Raw genomic sequence first — 14,202 nt, 5'->3', positions numbered from 1 at the left:
TACTGTTCGTCTGCCGATATCCTCTCAGCATAGTCGCTGTCCTGCGGTTAGCGGTGAATTATACGGCACACGATTTCTGACGGGATGATTTATCTTAAGAACCATTAAGAAAATACTTATTCACCTGGCTGGGGCCGTTTGTGCAATGAACCAGAGGCAGGGCGAAACGAGGAAGAAGCTTTTCGCCCTGGTCAGCATCCGTTGCTGACCGTGTGACAATAAAAAACCGGACGATCGCTGACAATCCTCCGGTTTTGCCTTTTCGTCGCGCCTCGACAATTTTTTATGATGTTGCAGTGCGTTTCAACGTCACTGCGAGGCTCTTCCCAGCCAGCTGTCCCAGTCTTTCCAGACAGGCTGAAGACCCTGCGCCGTCAGAGCGGCGGCGACCGCTTCCGGACGTCGTCCGTCATGCGGCGCAAACTGCTCGAGCTCCGGATGATCGTCGGCGTAGCCGCCAGGCTGTGTTTTGGAAAACGCGCTGACGTTGTTAATCGCAAGCGGGATAACGCGATCGCGAAACGCCGGGGACTCACGCGTTGAGAGCGATAATTCCACTTCCGGAGCGAGCAGGCGAAACGCGCAGATGGTTTGCACCAGCTGGCGTTCATCCATCAGCGAAGCCGGTTCAATCCCGCCCGCGCAGGGCCTCAGACGCGGGAAGGAGATGGAATAACGGCTCTGCCAGTAGCGCTGCTGAAGCCACAGCAAATGTTCCGCCACCATGTAACAATCCACCCGCCAGCTGTCGGAGAGCCCGATCAGCGCACCCAGACCGATTTTGTCGATGCCGGCGCGACCCAGCCTGTCCGGCGTTTCCAGCCGGAAAAAGAAATCCTGTTTCTTACCCTTCAGGTGGTGCCGGGCGTACGTCGCCTCGTGGTAGGTTTCCTGGTAGACCATGACCCCGTCCAGCCCGAGGGTTTTGAGCTCCGCGTACTCCTCCTGCGCCAGGGGCTGAACTTCCATCTGCAACGACGCAAACTGACGACGAATGGCGGGAAGGTGCTGACGGAAATAGTCCATTCCCACTTTCCCCTGATGCTCGCCCGTGACCAGCAGAAGATGTTCAAAGCCCATTTCACGAATAGCCGCACACTCACGGGCAATCTCACCTTCATCGAGCGTTTTACGTTTGATGCGGTTGCTCATGGAGAAACCGCAATAGGTGCAGTCATTGGCGCACAGGTTTGAGAGATAGAGCGGCACGTAGAAACTCACCGTGTTGCCAAAACGCTGGCGGGTGAGCCGCTGTGCTCGCTGGGCCATCGGTTCGAGGTACGCACTGGCCGCCGGGGAGAGCAGGGCCATCAGATCCTCGCGGGTCAGATGGCGGGCATTCAGCGCACGCTCCACGTCAGCCGCCGTCTTGCTGTTGATGCGCAGGGCAATGTCGTCCCAGTTAAGCTGCCGCCAGCGCTCGGTAAACGTGCTCATGAGATCGCCTCCAGAAAACCGGTCAGCGGGCTGGTGGCCTGCGCCTGGAAACTGCGCGAGCCGGGGCCGGACTCCCTTGCCAGCAACCCAGCCTCTACGGCCATGCGGAACGCACGCGCCATCATGACCGGATCGTCGGCAACCGCGATGGCCGTATTCACCAGCACCGCGTCGGCGCCCATCTCCAGCGCCTGTGCGGCATGGCTGGGCACGCCAATGCCCGCATCAACCACCACCGGCACGGTAGCCTGCTCAATAATGATTTCCAGCATCGCACGGGTCTCCAGCCCCTGGTTGGAGCCAATGGGGGCGCCCAGCGGCATGACGGCGGCGCAGCCGACCTCTTCCAGCCGTTTGCACAGGACAGGGTCGGCTCCGCAGTAAGGCAGGACGGTAAACCCTTGCAGCACCAGCTTTTCAGCCGCTTTCAGCGTTTCGATAGGGTCGGGCAGCAGCCAGCGGGCGTCAGGATGAATTTCCAGCTTCAGCCAGCGGGTGCCGAGCGCCTCGCGGGCCAGCTGCGCGGCGAAAATCGCCTCTTCGGCCGTTTTGGCACCGGAGGTGTTGGGCAGCAGCGTGACGCCTGCCTCCAGTAAAGGAGCCAGAATGGCATCGCTGTGATGACGCAGATCCACGCGCTTGAGCGCCAGCGTCACCAGCTGGCTGCCGCTTTCGCGAATGGCATCCACCATCAGCTGCGGCGAGGCGAATTTTCCGGTTCCGGTAAACAGATGTGAATCAAAGACTTTATCGGCAATACGTAACATCTCAGCCCCCTGCGATAACCTGAAACAGCAGGATCTGGTCGCCGTCATTGACCTGCTGATGTTCCCACTGCTCGCGCGGCAGGATCTGTTGATTGAGCGCCAGCGCCGTTCCCGGTTTGAGCTGACGCAGCTTGTCGAGCAGTACCGCAACGGTGAGCCCGTCTTCGCATCTCATCGGCTCATCGTTAAACAGAATGCGCATCGCGGCCTCCACATACCGGGCAGCGGCTGGCGCGGCGTAACGCCAGCTGGCGCCAGCCGGCTGAGCGGGCATCAAACAGCCGCAGCGTATTGCGTTCCGTCTCCATGCCGCTGAGCAGCTTGATGGCTTCCAGCGCCTGCATGGTGCCCATTACGCCGACCACCGGACCCAGAATGCCCGCCGTCCGGCAGTTGCGCGCTGGCTCGGCATCATCCGGCCACAGACAGCGATAGCAGCCCTGCGTCCACGGTGGCGTCAGAACCATCATCTGCCCGCCGAACCCCACCGCGCTGGCGGTGATAAGCGGCGTATGATTTGCCACGCAGGCGGCGTTAATCGCCTGGCGCGTCGCCATGTTGTCGGTACAGTCCAGCACCACGTCGGCAAGGGCGACTTCACGGTGCAGGCTTTCACCGCTAAGACGCTCCTGTAAGGCAATCAGCTCGATATCCGGGTTAAGCTGGTTCAGCCGCTGCCGGGTGATTTTTGCTTTCGGCTGGTTGATATCCTCGGTGGTAAAGAGGATTTGTCGCTGTAGGTTGCTGAGGTGAACCTCGTCGTCGTCGGCCAGCACCAGCGTACCGATACCTGCACCTGCCAGATAAAGCGCGGCGGGCGCGCCTAATCCGCCCAGACCGACAATCAGCACCCGGCTGGCGAGCAGCTTTTGCTGCCCGTCGATGGCGATATCCTCCAGCAGGATCTGACGGCTGTAGCGCATAAAATCACGATCGTTCATCGTCAGCTCCTGCCAGCTGTAACAGCTGTTCGGTGGCGGACTGCCAGTCTGCAGCCTGGGTGATGGCGCTGACGACGGCGATGCTGCCGACGCCGGTCTCCAGCACCGCCGGGGCGCGTTCAAGGCTGATTCCGCCGATGGCGACGGTGGGGTAATCGGCAAGGCGTTTAACGTGACTCGCCAGCTGCGTCAGACCCTGCGGTGCGGAGGGCATCTGCTTGGTTTGCGTCGGGAAGACGTGGCCCAGCGCGATGTAAGAGGGACGGGCCGCCAGGGCCACGTCGATCTCCATGTCATCGTGCGTTGACACGCCAAGACGCAGCCCGGCTTCACGGATAGCGCTCAGATCCGTTGTTTCGAGGTCTTCCTGACCCAGATGCACGCCGTACGCCCGGTGCTTAACGGCCAGCCGCCAGTAATCGTTGATAAACAGGCGGGCGTTATACCGACGCCCCAGCGCGATGGCGGCAACCACATCGGCTTCCACCTCGTCATCGCGCTTATCCTTGATGCGCAGCTGGAGGGTGCGAACGCCTGCCTCCAGCAGTCGCTCTATCCACGCCACGCTGTCCACCACCGGATAGAGCCCTAAACGGTAGGGGACGGGTGGGAAATCGGGCTGGTACATTACGCCTCCTCTTTTTTGAGGTAGATTTCGCCGCCTTTGGCGCGGAAGGTTTCAGACATGTCCGCCATGCCCACTTCAATGGTTTGCGCGGCGGCGTAGTCACGCACTTCCTGGCTGATTTTCATCGAGCAGAATTTTGGCCCGCACATAGAGCAGAAGTGCGCGACTTTGCCTGATTCCTGCGGCAGGGTCTCGTCGTGATAGGCGCGAGCGGTGAACGGATCCAGCGCCAGGTTGAACTGGTCTTCCCAGCGGAATTCAAAGCGCGCCTTCGACATGGCGTTATCGCGGATTTGCGCCCCCGGGTGGCCTTTGGCCAGATCCGCCGCGTGGGCGGCAATTTTGTAGGTAATCAGCCCCTGCTTCACGTCCTCTTTGTTTGGCAGGCCGAGGTGCTCTTTCGGCGTCACGTAGCAGAGCATGGCGCAGCCGAACCAGCCGATCATCGCCGCGCCAATGCCTGACGTGAAGTGGTCGTAACCCGGCGCAATATCGGTGGTCAACGGTCCCAGGGTATAGAACGGGGCCTCATGGCAGTGCTCCAGCTCTTCGGTCATGTTGCGGCGGATCATCTGCATCGGCACATGTCCCGGACCCTCAATCATTACCTGCACGTCATACTCCCAGGCGATTTTAGTCAGCTCGCCCAGCGTGTGCAGCTCGGCAAACTGCGCTTCGTCGTTGGCGTCGCGGATGGAGCCCGGACGCAGGCCGTCGCCCAGCGACAGGGAGACGTCATAGGCGGCGCAGATTTCGCAGATCTCGCGGAAGTGTTCGTAGAGGAAGTTTTCCTGGTGATGGGAGAGGCACCACTTCGCCATGATGGAACCGCCGCGCGAGACGATGCCGGTCAGACGCTTCGCCGTCATCGGCACGTAGCGCAGCAGCACGCCCGCGTGAATGGTGAAGTAGTCCACGCCCTGCTCGGCCTGCTCCAGCAGCGTGTCGCGGAACGCTTCCCAGGTCAGGTCTTCGGCAATGCCGTTGACCTTCTCCAGCGCCTGATAAATCGGGACGGTGCCAATCGGTACCGGGCTGTTACGCAGGATCCATTCGCGGGTTTCGTGAATATAGCGGCCGGTGGAGAGATCCATTACCGTGTCCGCGCCCCAGCGCGTGGACCAGACCAGCTTTTCCACCTCTTCTTCGATGGAGGAGGTGACGGCCGAGTTACCGATGTTCGCGTTGACCTTCACCAGGAAGTTGCGGCCGATAATCATCGGCTCGGATTCCGGGTGGTTGATGTTGGCGGGGATAATCGCGCGCCCGGCGGCTACTTCGTCACGCACAAACTCCGGCGTGATGTTCTCCGGCAGGCGAGCGCCAAAGCCTTCACCCGGATGCTGATAGCGCAGCACTTCGCTACGGATGCGCTCGCGACCCATGTTTTCGCGGATGGCGATGAATTCCATTTCCGGCGTGACGATGCCCTGGCGCGCGTAGTGCAGCTGGGTCACGCATTTGCCCGCTTTAGCGCGTTTTGGCGTCAGCAGGCCGGTAAAGCGCAGCTCGTCCAGACCGTCGTCGGCGAGGCGCTCTTTGGTGTATGCAGAGCTGCGCACGCTCAGTTCCTCGCAGTCGTTGCGCGCATTAATCCACGGCTGGCGCAGCTTAGCCAGACCCTGCTGGACGTTGATGGCAACATCAGGGTCGCCGTACGGACCGGAGGTGTCATACACCGGCACGGCTTCGTTGTCTTCATACTGCGGGTTATCTTTGCTGCCGCCAATAAGCGTCGGGCTGAGCTGGATTTCGCGCATCGGGACGCGGATATCGGCCTGCGAGCCGGAAATGTAGATGCGTTTCGAGTTCGGGAAAGCGGTGCCTTCCAGGGTGTCGATGAAGTGTTGGGCCTGTGCGCGCTGTTCGCGGCGGGTCAGTTTTGCAGTAGACATAGCTCATTCCAAAAGTGAAGGACATGGCTTGTCAGACGACGGATGAAGCAAGAGAGGATCGCCCTCAGGCGATACAACAGCAGTGTGACTCTTGTTCCCTTCGCAGGTATTAGCCTGATCAGGTTCCGCGGATCCCGAATTAACGGTCTCAGCCCGCGCTTTCAGGCGCTGGGCACTCCGACAAGAAAAATCCCCCTCGTGAGAGGGGCGAATGGTTGTAAATTACTCGTTAACGGTGAAGAACTCAAGCAGGGCGCGCGACGTTCTCTTCGTTACTGATGTTCAAATCATTGTCCAGCACGAGGGCGATCAGCTTATCTTCCAGTGTGAATCGTTCTTCCAGCGCTTCACCGAGGTCGGATAGCGCCCGCTGGAACTCAAGATAGTTATCGTGATCGATGGCGTTCTCGAGCGCGGAATCATAGTAATCCATGATCTGCTGGGTGTTGGCTTCCAGCAGCGGATAGAGCTTGCTGGCTGCTAAATACGGTGTTGTCCCTTCCATTTCGCGGATAATGCGTTCATAAATATTGAAATGGCCGTCGGACAGATAGTCGACCAGGCCCTGACAAAAATCATCCAGCGCTTTTTCATTCAGTCGCATAAACGATTCTTTGCCAGGCTTAATGCCGACCAGATTGTAATAAGCCACGAGTAGATGCTTGCGCACATGTAGCCAGCGATCCACCAGTTTGTTACTTCCTCTAACGCGCTCAGTCAGGCTTTCCAGCTGGTTTAACATGGTCGACTCCGCAAAATGTAGGATTGAATCTGCTTATCCAGAATGTAACCACAATGCTAACAACATGTCAGTGAAGCGAAGGTAGTGCAATAGATATGGATCGTATTATTGAAAAATCAGATCTTGGTTGGTGGATCGTCAGTCACGAACAAAAATTATGGCTTCCTGCCGGGGAAATCCCCTATGGCGCAGCTGAGGCGTTCGATCTTGTTGGTCAGCCAGCGCTACAAATCGGCGAGTGGCAGGGTGAGCCCGTGTGGTTGATCCAACAGCCCCGCCGCCAGGATATGGGATCTGTGCGCCAGGTGCTGGATCAGGACGTGGGGCTGTTCCAGCTGGCGGGGCGCGGCGTGCAGCTGGCCGAGTTTTATCGCTCGCACAAATACTGTGGCTACTGCGGCCATACCATGCGTCCGAGCAAAACCGAATGGGCGATGCTCTGCAACCACTGCCGCGAACGCTACTATCCGCAGATTGCGCCGTGCATTATCGTCGCTATCCGCCGGGAGGATTCCATCCTGCTGGCGCAGCATACTCGTCATCGCAACGGCGTTCATACCGTGCTGGCCGGCTTCGTCGAGGTGGGCGAAACGCTGGAGCAGGCGGTGGCGCGCGAGGTGATGGAGGAGAGCGGGATCAAAGTGAAGAACCTGCGCTACGTCACCTCCCAGCCGTGGCCGTTCCCGCAGTCGCTGATGACGGCCTTTATGGCCGAATATGACAGCGGCGAGATCGTTATCGATCAGAAAGAGCTGCTGGATGCGAACTGGTATCGCTACGACGATTTACCGCTGTTACCTCCGCCGGGCACCGTGGCACGTCGGCTGATAGAAGATACCGTGGCGATGTGTCGGGCCGAGTATGAGTAGTGTTACACTGAGGCCATGACGCTTAAGGAACTGCAAAAATGACCGAACTGAAGAACGATCGTTATCTGCGTGCGCTGCTGCGCCAGCCCGTTGATGTCACCCCGGTGTGGATGATGCGCCAGGCGGGACGCTATCTGCCAGAGTACAAAGCCACGCGCGCGCAGGCGGGCGATTTTATGTCGCTGTGCAAAAACGCCGAGCTGGCCTGTGAAGTGACGCTCCAGCCGCTGCGCCGCTTCCCGCTGGATGCGGCGATCCTCTTCTCGGATATTCTGACCATTCCGGATGCCATGGGCCTTGGCCTGTACTTCGAAACCGGTGAAGGCCCGCGTTTCACCTCTCCGATCAAAAGCAAAGCCGACGTGGACAAGCTGCCGATCCCCGATCCGGAAGGCGAGCTGGGCTACGTGATGAACGCCGTACGCACCATTCGCCGCGAGCTGAAAGGTGAAGTGCCGCTGATTGGCTTCTCCGGCAGCCCGTGGACGCTGGCAACCTATATGGTGGAAGGAGGCAGCAGCAAAGCCTTCACCCTGATTAAAAAGATGATGTACGCCGAGCCGCTGGCCCTGCATGCGCTGCTCGACAAGCTGGCGAAGAGCGTCACCCTCTATCTGAACGCGCAGATTAAGGCGGGTGCGCAGTCGGTGATGATTTTCGATACCTGGGGCGGCGTGCTGACCGGGCGCGATTATCAGCAGTTCTCCCTGTATTACATGCACAAAATCGTAGACGGCCTGCTGCGTGAAAACGAAGGTCGCCGCGTGCCGGTGACGCTGTTCACTAAAGGTGGCGGTCAGTGGCTGGAAGCCATGGCGGCAACCGGCTGCGACGCGCTGGGGCTTGACTGGACCACTGATATTGCCGATGCGCGCCGCCGCGTGGGCGACAAAGTGGCGCTGCAGGGCAATATGGACCCGTCCATGCTCTATGCGCCGCCAGCCCGCATTGAAGAAGAAGTGTCGACTATACTGTCTGGTTTCGGCCAGGGGGAAGGCCACGTCTTTAACCTCGGCCACGGTATTCATCAGGATGTGCCGCCAGAGCACGCAGGCGTATTTGTGGAGGCGGTGCATCGGCTTTCTGCCCAGTATCACAAGTAAGGAGTCGTTATGGATCTCGCGTCGCTACGCGCTCAACAAATCGAACTGGCCTCATCGGTGATCCGCGAGGATCGTCTGGATAAGGATCCTCCGCAGTACATTGGCGGAGCAGACGTCGGGTTCGAGCAGGGTGGGGAAGTGACGCGAGCGGCGATGGTGGTACTGAAATACCCTTCGCTTGAGCTGGTGGAGTACAAGGTCGCGCGTATCGCGACCACCATGCCGTATATCCCGGGCTTTCTCTCCTTCCGCGAATATCCCGCGCTGCTGGCAGCGTGGGAGCAGCTCTCGCAAAAACCTGACCTGCTGTTTGTCGATGGGCATGGGATCTCACACCCGCGCCGTTTAGGCGTTGCCAGCCACTTTGGGCTGCTGGTGGATGTGCCGACCATTGGCGTTGCCAAGAAACGCCTGTGCGGCGCGTTTGAGCCACTCTCCGCCGAGCCGGGCGCGCTGGCACCGCTTATCCATAAAGGCGAGCAGCTGGCGTGGGTCTGGCGCAGCAAGACTCGCTGTAATCCGCTGTTCATCGCCACCGGCCATCGGGTGAGCATGGACAGCGCTCTGGCGTGGGTACAGCGCTGCATGAACGGCTACCGCTTACCGGAGCCGACGCGCTGGGCTGACGCGGTGGCCTCTTCGCGTCCGGCTTTTGTTCGTTGGCAGGAAATTCAGCGTTGATTCAGGTAAACTGCGCCTAATTTTCGATTCGAGAGATCATCATGCTACAAAACCCGATTCACCTGCGCCTTGAAAAGCTGGAAAGCTGGCAGCACGTCACCTTTATGGCTTGCCTGTGCGAGCGCATGTATCCCAACTATGCCGCGTTCTGTAAGCAGACGGGCTTTGGTGATGGCCATATCTACCGCCGCATTCTGGATCTGATCTGGGAAACGCTGACGGTGAAAGACGCGAAGGTGAATTTCGACTCTCAGCTCGAAAAGCTGGAAGAGGCGATTCCGGTGGCGGATGATTTTGACCTGTACGGTGTCTACCCGGCGATTGATGCCTGCGTGGCGTTAAGCGAACTGCTTCACTCCCGTCTGAGCGGTGAAACGCTGGAGCACGCTATTGAAGTCAGTAAGGCCTCTATCACTACCGTGGCGATGCTGGAAATGACCCAGGAAGGTCGCGAAATGACCGATGAAGAACTGCGTGCAAACCCGGCCGTTGAGCAAGAATGGGACATTCAGTGGGAAATTTTCCGCCTGCTGGCAGAGTGTGAAGAACGCGATATTGAACTGTTAAAAGGGCTGCGTGCGGACTTACGTGAGGCCGGTGAGAGTAATATTGGTATAATTTTTAACCAATGAGATAAGAAAACTTGAGATAACGCCCGTTTTGTCGCTCCTCGACTCTTCCCTTTCGCCCCTTGTCTGGTCTACATTTGGGGGGCGAAAAAAAGTGGCTATCGGTGCGTGTATGCAGGAGAGTGCTTTTTTGGCATTTTCGTCGCACTCGATGCTTAGCAAGCGATAAACACATTGAAAGGATAACTTATGAACAAGACTCAACTGATTGATGTAATTGCGGACAAGGCTGATCTGTCTAAAGTGCAGGCTAAAGCTGCTCTGGAATCTACCCTGGCTGCTATTACTGAGTCTCTGAAAGAAGGCGATGCTGTACAACTGGTTGGTTTCGGTACCTTCAAAGTGAACCACCGCGCTGAGCGTACTGGCCGCAACCCGCAGACCGGTAAAGAAATCAAAATCGCCGCAGCGAACGTGCCGGCATTTGTTTCTGGTAAAGCACTGAAAGACGCAGTTAAGTAAGACGCGTGGCAGTGAACAGTTTTAGCGAAGGGGCGGCAACGCCCCTTTTGTCTTTCTGGCGCGGAACGCTCGCGCTGGCAGGCATGCTGCTGCTGTCCGCCTGCAGCCACGACACCTCCCTGCCGCCGTTTACCGCCAGCGGCTACGCGGACAACCAGGGTGCAGTCAGGATCTGGCGCAAAGATTCCGGCGGCGAAGTGCATCTGCTTTCTGCCTTTAGCCCGTGGCATAACGGCAATACGTCGACGGCGGAATATCGCTGGCAGGGAGATGACCTGTCGCTGATTGAACTGAACGTCTACAGCAAGACCCCCGAACACGTGAAAGTGCGTTTTGACGACCATGGCGAGCTGAGCTTTATGCAGCGCGAAGTCAGTGGTCAAAAACAGCAGCTTTCCAGCGATCAAATCGCCCTCTACCGTTATCGTGCCGAACAAATTCGCCAGACCAGCGATGCGCTTCGTCTGGGACGCGTTGTGCTGCGCCAGGGGCGCTGGCATAACGACGGGACGGTAACCACCTGCGAAGGGCAAACGGTCAAGCCTGAGCTTGAATCCTGGGCGACCGAACACATTCAACGCCGTCAGCGTCATTCCTCAATGGAAGTGAGTGTGGCGTGGCTGGAAGCGCCGGAAGGCTCTCAGCTGCTGCTGGTGGCGAACGAAGACTTCTGTACCTGGCAGCCGACAGAGAAGAGTTTTTGAGGTAAATCCCCTCTCCCTTGAGGGAGAGGGTGAGGGCGAGGAGGAATTACTCCCCCTGCTCGCGCGCAATCGCGCGATAGCCGATATCCTGACGGCTAAAGCTACCGTTCCAGTGAATATCCGCCATCAGCGCATAGGCGCGCTTCTGCGCTTCTGCCACGGTATGACCCAGCGCGGTCGCACACAGCACGCGTCCGCCGTTGGTCAGAACGCGATCGTCTTCAGCCAGCTTCGTACCGGCATGGAACACCTTCGCACCGTCAATCTCTTCCAGCGGCAGACCGTGGATCTCATCCCCGGTGTTGTAATTACCCGGATAACCACCCGCAGCAATCACCACACCCAGAGATGCACGCTCGTCCCACTCTGACGTTTTCTCGTCCAGCTTGCCTTCGCAGGCTGCCAGACACAGATCCACCAGATCGGATTTCATGCGCAGCATGATGGGCTGCGTTTCCGGATCGCCAAAGCGGCAGTTGAATTCGATGACCTTAGGGTTACCCTGCTTGTCGATCATCAGGCCCGCGTAGAGGAAACCGGTGTAGGTGTTACCTTCAGCCGCCATCCCTTTCACGGTTGGCCAGATGACGCGATCCATGGTGCGTTGATGAACTTCGTCAGTCACGACCGGAGCAGGGGAGTAGGCGCCCATCCCGCCGGTATTAGGACCCGTGTCGCCATTACCCACACGCTTGTGGTCCTGGCTGGTGGCCATCGGCAGAACGTGCTCGCCGTCGACCATCACGATAAAGCTGGCTTCTTCACCGTCGAGGAACTCTTCAATCACGATACGGTGGCCCGCATCGCCGAAAGCGTTACCTGCCAGCATGTCCTGAACCGCGGCTTCGGCTTCTTCGAGCGTCATCGCGACGATCACGCCTTTACCGGCGGCCAGACCGTCGGCCTTGATAACAATCGGCGCGCCCTTCTCACGTAAGTAGGCCAGAGCAGGCTCCACTTCAGTGAAATTCTGATATTCCGCCGTCGGGATATTATGACGCGCGAGGAAATCTTTGGTGAAGGCTTTGGAGCCTTCCAGCTGCGCGGCCCCTTGTGTTGGCCCGAAGATTGTCAGGCCCGCCGCGCGGAACGCGTCAACGACGCCAATCACCAGCGGCGCTTCCGGGCCGACAATGGTCAGGTCGATTTTCTCGCTCTGGGCAAAACTCAGCAGCGCCGGAATGTCGGTTACGCCGATAGCCACGTTCTGCAGCGCGGGTTCCAGTGCGGTACCGGCGTTGCCCGGTGCCACGAAGACCGTTTTCACCAGCGGAGACTGCGCCGCTTTCCACGCCAGCGCGTGCTCGCGTCCGCCGTTACCAATTACTAATACTTTCATTTTCAGCTCCGGGAATTAATGGCGGAAGTGGCGCATGTCGGTGAAGATCATCGCAATGCCGTGTTCGTCGGCGGCGGCAATCACTTCGTCGTCGCGGATTGAGCCGCCAGGCTGGATCACACAGGTGATGCCGACAGCAGCTGCCGCATCGATACCGTCACGGAACGGGAAGAACGCGTCAGAAGCCATGGCGGAGCCTTTCACTTCCAGACCTTCATCGCCTGCTTTAATGCCCGCGATTTTCGCGGAGTAGACGCGGCTCATCTGGCCAGCACCTATTCCGATGGTCATATTCTCTTTCGCGTAGACAATGGCGTTGGATTTGACGAACTTCGCCACTTTCCAGCAGAACAGCGCGTCACGCAGCTCCTGTACGCTCGGCTGACGTTTGGTCACCACGCGCAGATCAGCTTCTGTCACCATACCCAGATCGCGATCCTGAACCAGCAGACCGCCGTTTACGCGTTTGAAGTCCAGGCCCGGCACGCGTTGTGCCCACTGGCCGCAAACCAGTACGCGCACGTTCTGTTTTGCCGCGGTAATTTTGAGCGCCTCTTCGGATGCGGATGGCGCGATGATCACTTCAACGAACTGGCGGGAGATGATGGCCTGAGCCGTTTCAGCATCCAGCTCGCGGTTGAAGGCGATAATGCCGCCGAACGCGGAGGTTGGGTCGGTATTGTAGGCGCGATCGTAGGCATCCAGAATAGAGGTGCTCACGGCAACGCCGCATGGGTTCGCGTGCTTGACGATAACGCAGGCCGGCTCGCTGAACTCTTTCACGCATTCCAGCGCGGCGTCGGTGTCGGCAATGTTGTTATAGGAGAGGGCTTTGCCCTGAACCTGCTGAGCGGTCGCAACAGAGGCTTCTTTTACCTCTTCTTCTATATAGAAGGCTGCTTGCTGGTGGCTGTTCTCACCGTAACGCATATCCTGCTTCTTAATGAAGTTCAGGTTCAGGGTGCGCGGGAAGCGGCCTGAAGGATCTTTGCTTTCACCGTGGTAAGCCGGTACCAGGCTACCGAAGTAGTTGGCGATCATGCTGTCGTACGCGGCGGTGTGTTCGAAGGCTTTGATGGCGAGGTCGAAACGCGTTTCCAGGGTCAGCGACCCTTCGTTGGCATCCATCTCATTAATAATGGTTTCGTAATCGCTGCTCTTTACGACGATAGCCACATCTTTATGGTTCTTGGCCGCGGAGCGCACCATGGTCGGGCCGCCGATATCAATATTCTCTACGGCATCTTCCAGAGAGCAGCCTTCGCGGGCAACGGTCTGGGCAAACGGGTAGAGGTTAACAACCACCATGTCGATTGGTGCGATGTCATGCTGTTCCATAATGGCGTCGTCCTGACCGCGACGGCCAAGAATACCGCCGTGGACTTTTGGATGCAGGGTTTTGACGCGTCCATCCATCATTTCCGGGAAACCGGTGTAATCGGACACTTCGGTTACCGGCAGACCTTTATCTGCTAACAGGCGAGCGGTACCGCCTGTGGAAAGCAGCTCCACACCGCGTGCGGAAAGTGCCTGAGCGAATTCGACGATACCGGCTTTATCAGAAACACTGAGCAGAGCGCGGCGGACTGGACGACGTTGTTGCATGGTAAATCCCCTGGATTTCACGATTACAGAGAGCGTTAGATGAATTTTCCTGTGAAAAACTCATCTAACACATCTGACGAGGCATCCTTGTTAAGCGCGAGCATTTTAACGAAAACGTTTGCGCAACGCTCGCACATTTTCACTTTTTCGTATCGTTGTGGATAAGTCTGTGTGTAAAAAGGTATAAGGCGGGGTTTTGCTGTGGAATGCAGCAGTCAGTCATTTTTCTGTCATTTAGCGGTTGCGGCCTGCGGAGAACTCCCTATAATGCGCCTCCATCGACACGGCGGATGTGAATCACTTCACAAACAACCCGGTCGGTTGAAGAGAAAAAATCCTGAAATAACGGGTTGACTCTGAAAGAGGAAAGCGTAATATACGCCACCTCGCAACGGTGAGC

General features: G+C 58.1%; 15 protein-coding genes and 1 riboswitch. Of the genes, 6 read left to right on the top strand and 9 right to left on the bottom strand.

Features of this window, described 5'->3' with window-relative positions:
• Positions 1-309 precede the first annotated feature (309 nt).
• The 7 genes from thiH to AC0TNG_RS00385 form a co-directional block, all read right to left on the bottom strand.
• On the bottom strand, positions 310-1,437 hold the full coding sequence (gene thiH / locus AC0TNG_RS00415) for a 2-iminoacetate synthase ThiH (RefSeq protein WP_248166160.1): 1,128 nt from the start codon (positions 1,435-1,437) through the stop codon (positions 310-312).
• Positions 1,434-2,204 carry a thiazole synthase gene (thiG, locus tag AC0TNG_RS00410; protein WP_048990372.1) on the bottom strand — a complete coding sequence of 257 codons (771 nt, stop codon included), beginning with the start codon at positions 2,202-2,204 and terminating at the stop codon, positions 1,434-1,436. Before thiG ends, thiH begins: the two co-directional genes overlap by 4 nt.
• 1 nt (position 2,205) lies before the next feature.
• Positions 2,206-2,406, bottom strand: a complete 201-nt coding sequence (gene thiS / locus AC0TNG_RS00405; protein WP_024908257.1) for a sulfur carrier protein ThiS — start codon at positions 2,404-2,406, stop codon at positions 2,206-2,208.
• The gene (locus AC0TNG_RS00400) at positions 2,390-3,145 is read right to left on the bottom strand and encodes a HesA/MoeB/ThiF family protein (protein ID WP_061716173.1); all 756 of its coding nucleotides are present in this window, start codon (positions 3,143-3,145) and stop codon (positions 2,390-2,392) included. Before AC0TNG_RS00400 ends, thiS begins: the two co-directional genes overlap by 17 nt.
• Complete coding sequence (gene thiE, locus AC0TNG_RS00395) at positions 3,132-3,773, bottom strand: thiamine phosphate synthase (RefSeq protein WP_024908255.1); 642 nt, start codon at positions 3,771-3,773, stop codon at positions 3,132-3,134. The genes AC0TNG_RS00400 and thiE overlap by 14 nt, the downstream gene beginning before the upstream one ends.
• Positions 3,773-5,668 carry a phosphomethylpyrimidine synthase ThiC gene (gene thiC / locus AC0TNG_RS00390; RefSeq protein ID WP_417928013.1) on the bottom strand — a complete coding sequence of 632 codons (1,896 nt, stop codon included), beginning with the start codon at positions 5,666-5,668 and terminating at the stop codon, positions 3,773-3,775. Before thiC ends, thiE begins: the two co-directional genes overlap by 1 nt.
• 78 nt (positions 5,669-5,746) lie before the next feature.
• Positions 5,747-5,858: riboswitch (TPP riboswitch) on the bottom strand.
• A 54-nt stretch (positions 5,859-5,912) separates the two neighbouring features.
• Complete coding sequence (locus AC0TNG_RS00385; protein WP_023334107.1) at positions 5,913-6,410, bottom strand: Rsd/AlgQ family anti-sigma factor; 498 nt, start codon at positions 6,408-6,410, stop codon at positions 5,913-5,915.
• Between the two features lie 95 nt (positions 6,411-6,505).
• On the opposite strand from AC0TNG_RS00385, the gene nudC reads away from it, so the two are divergent.
• The 6 genes from nudC (at position 6,506) to AC0TNG_RS00355 (ending at position 10,858) form a co-directional block, all read left to right on the top strand.
• Complete coding sequence (gene nudC, locus AC0TNG_RS00380) at positions 6,506-7,279, top strand: NAD(+) diphosphatase (RefSeq protein WP_417928014.1); 774 nt, start codon at positions 6,506-6,508, stop codon at positions 7,277-7,279.
• A gap of 38 nt (positions 7,280-7,317) precedes the next feature.
• Entirely contained in the window at positions 7,318-8,382 is a 1,065-nt protein-coding gene (hemE, locus tag AC0TNG_RS00375) for a uroporphyrinogen decarboxylase (protein ID WP_024908252.1), read from the top strand.
• A 9-nt stretch (positions 8,383-8,391) separates the two neighbouring features.
• Positions 8,392-9,063, top strand: a complete 672-nt coding sequence (gene nfi, locus AC0TNG_RS00370) for a deoxyribonuclease V (protein ID WP_417928015.1) — start codon at positions 8,392-8,394, stop codon at positions 9,061-9,063.
• Between the two features lie 41 nt (positions 9,064-9,104).
• The gene (locus AC0TNG_RS00365; protein ID WP_473712418.1) at positions 9,105-9,695 is read left to right on the top strand and encodes a YjaG family protein; all 591 of its coding nucleotides are present in this window, start codon (positions 9,105-9,107) and stop codon (positions 9,693-9,695) included.
• Positions 9,696-9,881: 186 nt separating this feature from the next.
• Complete coding sequence (hupA, locus tag AC0TNG_RS00360; protein WP_002445246.1) at positions 9,882-10,154, top strand: nucleoid-associated protein HU-alpha; 273 nt, start codon at positions 9,882-9,884, stop codon at positions 10,152-10,154.
• A gap of 11 nt (positions 10,155-10,165) precedes the next feature.
• Complete coding sequence (locus AC0TNG_RS00355; protein WP_024908250.1) at positions 10,166-10,858, top strand: DUF1481 domain-containing protein; 693 nt, start codon at positions 10,166-10,168, stop codon at positions 10,856-10,858.
• Positions 10,859-10,904: 46 nt separating this feature from the next.
• On the opposite strand, the gene purD is transcribed toward AC0TNG_RS00355, so the two are convergent.
• Positions 10,905-12,197 carry a phosphoribosylamine--glycine ligase gene (gene purD, locus AC0TNG_RS00350; protein WP_024908249.1) on the bottom strand — a complete coding sequence of 431 codons (1,293 nt, stop codon included), beginning with the start codon at positions 12,195-12,197 and terminating at the stop codon, positions 10,905-10,907.
• A 15-nt stretch (positions 12,198-12,212) separates the two neighbouring features.
• A complete protein-coding gene (gene purH, locus AC0TNG_RS00345; protein WP_473712417.1) occupies positions 12,213-13,802 on the bottom strand; it encodes a bifunctional phosphoribosylaminoimidazolecarboxamide formyltransferase/IMP cyclohydrolase in 1,590 nt (529 codons plus the stop codon).
• Between the last annotated feature and the right edge of the window lie 400 nt (positions 13,803-14,202).

The sequence above is a fragment of the Enterobacter sp. PL_is514 genome, assembly GCF_055816715.1.
Note: the sequence above shows the minus strand (reverse complement) of the source record. Positions and strands in the feature narration are given on the sequence as shown.